The 7,028-nt window shown below is 72.9% G+C and carries 10 protein-coding genes; 5 read left to right on the top strand and 5 right to left on the bottom strand.

Annotation, left to right across the window (positions count from 1 at the left end; translation table 11 throughout):
* Positions 1-64: 64 nt before the first annotated feature.
* Positions 65-913 (top strand): helix-turn-helix transcriptional regulator, encoded by an 849-nt coding sequence (locus ACFXPX_RS34780; RefSeq protein ID WP_380529554.1) that lies wholly within the window; start codon positions 65-67, stop codon positions 911-913.
* Positions 910-1,131 (top strand): DUF397 domain-containing protein, encoded by a 222-nt coding sequence (locus ACFXPX_RS34785; RefSeq protein ID WP_380529556.1) that lies wholly within the window; start codon positions 910-912, stop codon positions 1,129-1,131. Before ACFXPX_RS34780 ends, ACFXPX_RS34785 begins: the two co-directional genes overlap by 4 nt.
* A 47-nt stretch (positions 1,132-1,178) precedes the next feature.
* On the opposite strand, the gene ACFXPX_RS34790 is transcribed toward ACFXPX_RS34785, so the two are convergent.
* Complete coding sequence (locus tag ACFXPX_RS34790; RefSeq protein ID WP_380529558.1) at positions 1,179-1,487, bottom strand: cupin domain-containing protein; 309 nt, start codon at positions 1,485-1,487, stop codon at positions 1,179-1,181.
* 71 nt (positions 1,488-1,558) lie between these two features.
* Here ACFXPX_RS34790 and ACFXPX_RS34795 point away from each other — a divergent pair, with 71 nt between their 5' ends.
* Together ACFXPX_RS34795 and ACFXPX_RS34800 are read left to right on the top strand one after the other, a co-directional pair.
* A complete protein-coding gene (locus ACFXPX_RS34795) occupies positions 1,559-2,374 on the top strand; it encodes a hypothetical protein (protein ID WP_380644460.1) in 816 nt (271 codons plus the stop codon).
* Between the two features lie 47 nt (positions 2,375-2,421).
* Complete coding sequence (locus ACFXPX_RS34800) at positions 2,422-3,192, top strand: GNAT family N-acetyltransferase (protein ID WP_380529562.1); 771 nt, start codon at positions 2,422-2,424, stop codon at positions 3,190-3,192.
* Between the two features lie 17 nt (positions 3,193-3,209).
* Here ACFXPX_RS34800 and ACFXPX_RS34805 read toward each other — a convergent pair whose 3' ends face one another.
* From ACFXPX_RS34805 to ACFXPX_RS34815, 3 genes are all read right to left on the bottom strand, one after another.
* Positions 3,210-4,109 (bottom strand): aminoglycoside phosphotransferase family protein, encoded by a 900-nt coding sequence (locus tag ACFXPX_RS34805; protein WP_380644461.1) that lies wholly within the window; start codon positions 4,107-4,109, stop codon positions 3,210-3,212.
* A 115-nt stretch (positions 4,110-4,224) separates the two neighbouring features.
* Positions 4,225-4,461 carry a hypothetical protein gene (locus tag ACFXPX_RS34810; RefSeq protein WP_380529566.1) on the bottom strand — a complete coding sequence of 79 codons (237 nt, stop codon included), beginning with the start codon at positions 4,459-4,461 and terminating at the stop codon, positions 4,225-4,227.
* Positions 4,462-4,517: 56 nt separating this feature from the next.
* Positions 4,518-5,372 carry a helix-turn-helix transcriptional regulator gene (locus ACFXPX_RS34815; protein ID WP_380529568.1) on the bottom strand — a complete coding sequence of 285 codons (855 nt, stop codon included), beginning with the start codon at positions 5,370-5,372 and terminating at the stop codon, positions 4,518-4,520.
* Positions 5,373-5,474: 102 nt separating this feature from the next.
* Here ACFXPX_RS34815 and ACFXPX_RS34820 point away from each other — a divergent pair, with 102 nt between their 5' ends.
* The gene (locus ACFXPX_RS34820; RefSeq protein WP_380644463.1) at positions 5,475-6,209 is read left to right on the top strand and encodes an SDR family NAD(P)-dependent oxidoreductase; all 735 of its coding nucleotides are present in this window, start codon (positions 5,475-5,477) and stop codon (positions 6,207-6,209) included.
* Here ACFXPX_RS34820 and ACFXPX_RS34825 read toward each other — a convergent pair.
* Positions 6,197-6,871: an HAD family hydrolase gene (locus ACFXPX_RS34825; protein WP_380593946.1), complete on the bottom strand. Its 675-nt coding sequence runs from the start codon at positions 6,869-6,871 to the stop codon at positions 6,197-6,199. The genes ACFXPX_RS34820 and ACFXPX_RS34825 overlap by 13 nt on opposite strands.
* Between the last annotated feature and the right edge of the window lie 157 nt (positions 6,872-7,028).

The raw sequence follows: 7,028 nt of genomic DNA on the forward strand, positions 1-7,028 counted from the left end.
CCGGTAGCGCCTACGTGATCGGCAAGGGCAGACTGGTCCACCGACAGGTCAGGAGGGGCATTGCATGGCGGTATCAACCGTTCGGCGTCGTCGGCTGGGCGAGGAGCTGCGCAGGCTGCGCGAGCAGAGGAAGATCGCAGCAGACGTTGCTGCTGAGGCCACCGGCATGAGTCTGGCCAAACTGAACCGGATCGAGAACGCCCGCACAGCGGCCAAGATCGAGGACGTCAACAAGCTCCTCGACCACTACGGCTGCGAAGACGATGAGTTCCGTGCAGGTTTGATCGCCATCACGAAGGACGGCAGCAAGCGTGGCTGGTGGCTGAGCTACCGCGACGTCATCGATGCCTCAGCGACCGATCTGATCACACTCGAAACCGAGGCTTCGACGTTCAAGACGTACGAAGCGGCCTTCATCCCAGGCCTCTTCCAGACCGCCGAATATGCTCGGCTCGTCATCGACCGGCTTCGGGCCACGAAGGCCGGGACGGTTGACGACCTGGTGCAGGTCCGAATGGCACGGCAGTCCATCCTCACCCGCCCGAACCCCGTTGAGGTCTGGGCAGTCATCCATGAAGCCGCCCTCCAGGCAAACGCGAATCGCCCCGACATCATGGGGCCACAGCTCGACAAGCTGCTGACGATGAGTCGGCTGACGAACGTCAACATCCAGGTGATGCCTGCAGGTGCGGCTATCCACCCAGGCATGAGCGGCGCGTTCGTCCTGCTCGGATTCCCTCAGCGGAAGGATCTCGACGTCGTGCTCGTCGAAGGGCTGCTGAACGGATTCTGGGTCGAGGATCCGACTGACGTCGAGTTGTACCGGGCGAAGTTCCAGGAGATCACGGCCGAGGCTCTTCCTGTCGACTCCTCGATCGCCTTCATCACCGCACAGAGAGAGCTGATCAAGTGACCCACTACCCGGACGCTTCCGCGACTGGCTTCTCGTTCGAGAAGTCGAGCTACAGCGGCGGCAACGAGAACTGTGTCGAGTACGCATTCCTTACCGAAGCAGTCGCGGTCCGCGACAGCAAGGACCCTTCCGGCCCTGCCCTGGCCTTCGACCGCGCGGCGCACGAGGCCTTCATCAAGGCCATCTCCGCTGGGGAGTTCGAGTTCGGTCTCCTCTGAGCACCACTGAGGCGCTGCCTCGCCCATTGCCGGGCGAGGCAGCGCCCTCACTCCCCCTCGGGGACCTCCACGATCAGCAGCGTGCCGTGACTCCCCGCCCGCACCGCGTGCCGGGTTCCCGCCGGAATCCGGCACAGTTCGCCGGTGCCGACCGTCAGCTCCTCGCCGTCCAAGTCCAGCTCCAGGACGCCGTCGGTGACCACCAGGACTTCCGCCGTACCGTGCACCTCCTCCTCCAGCTCCCGGCCGTCCATCCGCAGCACCTTCACCGCCGCCGTACCGACCCGCTCCAGCACCACCGAGCGCCAGGCGTCGGGCAGTTGGTTCGCTTCTTCGTTCACGTCCAGCACGCTCATGACCAGGGACGCTACCCGCGCCGACCGCCTCATTGGTCGACCGTTTGGCAAAACCTGCCAGGATCTCCAGGGTGAACGCCCGCGCGCTGTACGAGGCGCTACTCGACGCCGACGGCCCCTACGAGGACGTCATCGCCCCCTGGCTCGACCAGGCCGCCGCCGACTACCGCGCGCGCCTCCGTATCGCCGCCACCGCTGACACGCGCTGGTGGGCCGACGACGCGGACCTCCTCGAAGAGCTCTACGCCCTCGGCCGCATCAGCGACTTCCTCCTCCTCGACCCCCAACTCCCGCCCTACCTCCACCTCTTCACCGCCCTCGGCATGACGCCCGTCCTCGAACAGACCCCCTTCGACCCGTTCCTGCACGAGATCACCGAGGTCGAGCAGGCCGAGGACCCGGACTCCCCCGTCGAGGTCCTGGACGTCCGCCACCCCGGCCTGATGCTCGGCGAGCTGCTGTTCAACCGGGCCGGCGTCCGCGTACGAGCCGGAGCCGCCCACGCGGAGCGCGGAGTCGCCGACCGCTGGCCGCTGTTCTGGACCCACCGCCGCGCCCACCGTCCCACCCGGGACCTCTCCCAGGGCTGGGGCGGCAACTCGCAGTGGCGCACCGACTTCCGCCTCGACTACCGCACCGCCGACGGCGACCTGCTCAACGTCGCCGAGGACGCCCCGATCGACGGCCGCCCCGGCCTGCCCCCGAACGCCTACGGCGACCTCGGGCCGGACGAGCGCCTGCTCACCCCCGCCGAGCGCCGCGAACTGCTGCGCCACCGCACCCTCCTGCGCGTCCCCGCGGCCCCCGCCGCAGCCGACGCCGCGTGGGCGGCCGAGCTGTGGCCCTTCGAGTGGCGACTGCCGGACGGAATCAACGAGCCCGGATGAGCGCTGGACCACTGCACATGATCAAGCCGCTCGACAGGTGAAGACGCATGGAAGAACTCCTCCGCCTCGACGACGTCGAGGAAGCCGCCGCCGGCGACGGGCACCTGCTGTGGGCTGCCCAGGGGCAGCACGACGGCCGGCTGGGCCCGGGAGTACGGGCCTGGCGGCACGGCACGGCCCTCGCCGTGGCGAGCCCGGACCTCTCCGCGCGGGACCGGCTCGCGGTCAAGGGCAGTGCCGATGACGCCGCACGGCTGGTGCGGCACGTGCTGACCGAGGTCGGACCGACCTACCGGCCCGTCGGCCGGGCGTCGTTGATCGAGTCGCTGGCCGGCACGATCCCCGGCCTGTCGCTGTTCCCCGCGTTCTACTGGATGGAGACCTCGGCCGTCCCCGACCCGCCCGCCATCGGGGTGCGGTGGCTGGACGAGGTGCAGGTGAAGGAGGCGACCTCGCTGTTCGACCGCTTCTTCCCCGACTCCTTCGCCCAGCCGGACGACGGCGGCACCCACCGCTGGGCCGGGATCGTCGACTCCCTCGACAGCGGCGCCCCGCCGGAGCCCCTGGCCGTCGCGGCCGACGTCTGGTCGGCGGCCGGTTGCGGGTTCCTGGCCGGCGTGTGCACGCACCCGGGCGCCCGTGGGCGCGGACTGGCGCGGGCCGTCTGCGGCTTCGTCCTCGGGGAGTTGGTCCACCGGTACGGGCGGGCGGCCCTCATGGTGCACGGCGGGAACCGGTCGGCGATAGCCGTGTACGAGCACCTGGGTATGAGCAAGCGGCCCCTGGCGGGGGCCCAGGTCGTCGTCACCGCGCCGTAGGACCTCGGCGGGCCCCCTCAGGCCGCCCCGCCGTGCTCGGCGAGCAGTTCGCCGAGCACGTACCGGGCGGTGCGCGCCATCCGGGGGTTGCTGTCGCGGTAGTAGTCCAGCTCCGCCAGCGCCACGGACAGCGCCCAGCCCCTCCCCCGCTCCCACTCGGCGGCGTCGGCGCCGACGGCCGTCCGGAAGGCGTCACGGGCCGACGCGGGGAGCACGTACCAGGCGGGGAGCAGGTCCACGGCCGGGTCGCCGAGGCCGGCGCAGCCGAAGTCGATGACGGCGGCGAGCCGGCCGCCCCCGTCGACCAGCAGGTTGCCGGGCTGGAGGTCGGCATGGATCCAGACCGGCGGCCCGGCGTGCTCGGGCGCGCCAAGCGCCGTCTTCCACAGGGCGGTTACCGCTGCCGCGTCCACTTCACCCGCCGGCGCCGCGAGTGCCCGCCGGACCGCCGCGTCCCGCGCGGCCAGCGTCTCGCTGCGGTAGGAGGCCGGGGCGCCCGCCGGGTCGGCGCGGCGCATCGCGGTCACGAACCCGGCCAAGTCCGCTGCCAGCAGGGACGGTTGTCGTACGTCCCCGGCCGCCGGGTTGGCCCCGTCCAGCCAGCGCAGCACCGACCACTCCCACGGGCAGCCGTCGATCGGCTCCCCCAGGGCCACCGGAACCGGTACGGCGACGGGGAGTTCGGGGGCCAGCCGGCGCAGCCAGGTGTACTCCTTGCCGATGTCCTCGACCGCCCCGGGGATGCGCGGGATCCGCACCACCAGCTCGGCGCCGAGCCGGAACATCGCGTTGCTGGTCCCGGCCGAGTCCACCGGCTCGACCGGCAGGCCGGCCCACCGCGGGAACCGCGCGGCCACCATCCGGCGGACCAGTTCCTCGTCGACGTCCAGTTCGTCCGCGTGCATCTTCCGGGGCATGGCGCCCGACCCTGCCAGCACCGACCGCCCCCGGCAAGCGAATTACCAGGGCACGACCTGTCCCGTCGGACCCGGCAACCCGGCAACCGGGAAGCCGGGAAGCCGGGCAACCGGTTCAGGCCCCGTCCCCGCCGGCCCCGCCCCGCCAGACGCCGGTGCGGATCCACCGCCTGCCGAGCCCGCCGGCCACGAAGGGGCCGACCAGCACGGACAGCATCCACAGCCCCTCGCTGGCGGGCGAGTAGATGTCGTAGTGCCATCGATCCGGAAGCAGCAACGGCAGCAGGAGCAACGTGACGAGCGCCCCCCAGGTCGCCATCCAAACGATCACCGCGCGCGCCACGACGTCCATGCGCCCCCCTCGGACGTTATTTGAACGCGTTCAATATAGCCGAGGATCGCGCTCGCTCAGCCCCGGACCACGAGGTCCTGACTGCCCAGGACCTTGAGCAGCCGCAGGGCCGAGTGCGAGGGCGTGCCGGGGGCGGCGGTGTAGAAGATCGTCCACTGGTCGCGGTGCGGGTCGTGCAGGGCCTCGCAGTCGAGGTCGAGCGGGCCGACCACCGGGTGCAGGAGGCGCTTGGTCGTCGAGCGGCGCATCTCGACGTCCTGGCGCGCCCACAGCTCGCGGAACTCCTCGCTGGCCGCGAGCAGCCGGTCGACCAGGCGGCGCAGGCCGCTGTCGGCGGGGTAGCGGGCGGACGCGGAGCGCAGGTCGGCGACCGCCCGGCGGCCGAACACCGCCTGGCCGGCCGGGTCCTGGAGGGCACGGGTGTCCGGGTCGGTGAAGAAGCGCCAGATGAGGTTGCGCTCGCCGGGCGGCAGCGCGGAGAAGTCGCCGAGCAGTGCGGCCGCCATCGCGTTCCAGGCGAGGACGTCGCGGGCGGCGCTGCAGACCATCGCCGGGGTGTCGTCCAGCCGGTCGAGCAGGTGCAGCACGCCGGGCCGGACGTCGCGGGGCAGCGCGGTCGGCGGCAGCGGCGCCTCGCCGACCAGGTGGTGCAGGTGGGCCGTCTCGTCCGCGGACAGCCGCAGCGCCCGGCTGATCGCCCCGATCATCTGCCGCGACGGGCGCGGCCCCCGGCCCTGTTCGAGCCGGATGTAGTACTCCACCGACATGCCCGCGAGCTGCGCGACCTCCTGCCGGCGCAGGCCCGGGGTACGGCGCCGCCCGCCGTCCGGGAGGCCGACGTCGGTGGGCTGGATGCGGGCGCGCCAGCGCCGCAGGAAGGCGGCCAGCTCCGCCCGGTCCACGTGTTCCACGCCCCCAGTCTGGCCCGCCCGCCGCACGCCGACCATGGCACTCCCGGTACCACCCTCGACAGTGCTCTCCCGGCCCGGCCGCCGCCCGGCCAGAGTCGGGGCATGACCACGAACCGCATCGTCCTGATCACCGGCGCCAACAAGGGCATCGGCCTCGCCACCGCCACCGAACTCGCCCGCGCCGGGCACACCCTGCTGCTCGGCGCCCGCGACCCCGAGCGCGGCGCCGCGGCCGCCGCCGGCCTCACCGCCCAGGGCCTGACCGCCCGCGCCGTCCGCCTGGACGTCACCGACCCGGCGAGCGTCACCGCCGCGGCCGCACTGGTCGACGCCGAGTACGGGCGGCTGGACACCCTCGTCAACAACGCCGGGATCACCCGGGACCTCGGCACCACCCCGGAGAAGCTGCCCCTGGACGACCTGCGCGCGACCTACGAGACCAACGTCTTCGGCGCCGTCACCGTCATCAACGCCATGCTGCCGCTGCTGCGCCGCTCCCCGGCCGCGCTGATCGGCAACGTCTCCAGCGGCCTCGGCAGCTCCTCCGTCCTCGCCGACCCGGACACCCCGGTCGGCGAGTACGCGGCGCTGCTCGGCTACAACACCTCCAAGGCCGCGCTGAACGCCGTCACCCTGGTCTACGCCCGCACCCTGCGCGCCGAGGGCATCAAGGTCAGCGCCCTGGAACCGGGCCACTGCGCGACCGACATCAACGGTCACTCCGGCCCGTCCGACGTCCAGGAGGGCGGCCGCCGGATCGCCCGCCAGCTCGGCGCGGCGCTGACCGCGCCCACCGGCCAGTTCTTCCACCCCGAGGGCGGCACCTACCCCTGGTGAACCGCCCCGCCGGCGATCAGCGCGGGCAGCTCGCGCATGTCCCGGAACACCACCGTGCCCGGCCCGGCGAGCCGCTCCGCCGCCGTGACGCCGCCCGCGTAGCCGAGCGCCCGCATCCCGGCGGCGCGGGCGGCCGCCACCCCGGGGCCGCTGTCCTCGACCACCACGCAGGCGGCCGGGTCGACGCCCATGCTGCGCGCGGCGTGCAGGAACAGGTCGGGCGCGGGCTTGCCGCGCCCGACCTCGGTGGCACTGTGGATCCGGCCCTCGAAGCGCCCGTACAGCCCGGTCCGGCCCAGCGTGTGCCGCATCTTCTCGTGCGTGCCACTGGACGCCACGCACATCGGCAACCCGAGCTCCGCCAGGGCGTCCAGCGCCTCCGGCAGCCCGTCCACCGGCGTCAGCCCGGCGTCCACGGCCTCGGCGTGCAGCTCGCGGAACCGCTTGTCGAACAGCGTCGCGGCCTCCTCCCCGAGCCGCTCCGCCAGCATCGCGTGGTTGGCCGCCTCCGACCGGCCGACGAACTTCTCGACCACCTCGGCCTCGGTGAGCGGCCAGCCGAGCTCGGCGGTCAGCTGCCCGACCACGCGGACGGCGATGATCTCGCTGTCCACCAGGACGCCGTCGCAGTCGAAAATCACCAGGTCTATCGGTTCGATCATCCGCTCAGCATAGGGCGGGCCCGGTAACGGCCAGGGGCCCGGGGGCCGGGCCCGCCCCCCCGGCCCCCGCGGCCCCGCGGGGGGCCCCCGGGGGGGCGGAGGGGTGGGGGCGCACCGAACGGGGGGGCCGCCCCGGGGGCCCCGGGGCCGGGGGCAG

It is taken from the genome of Kitasatospora sp. NPDC059146 (assembly GCF_042786665.1).
Taxonomy (GTDB): Bacteria; Actinomycetota; Actinomycetes; order Streptomycetales; family Streptomycetaceae; genus Kitasatospora.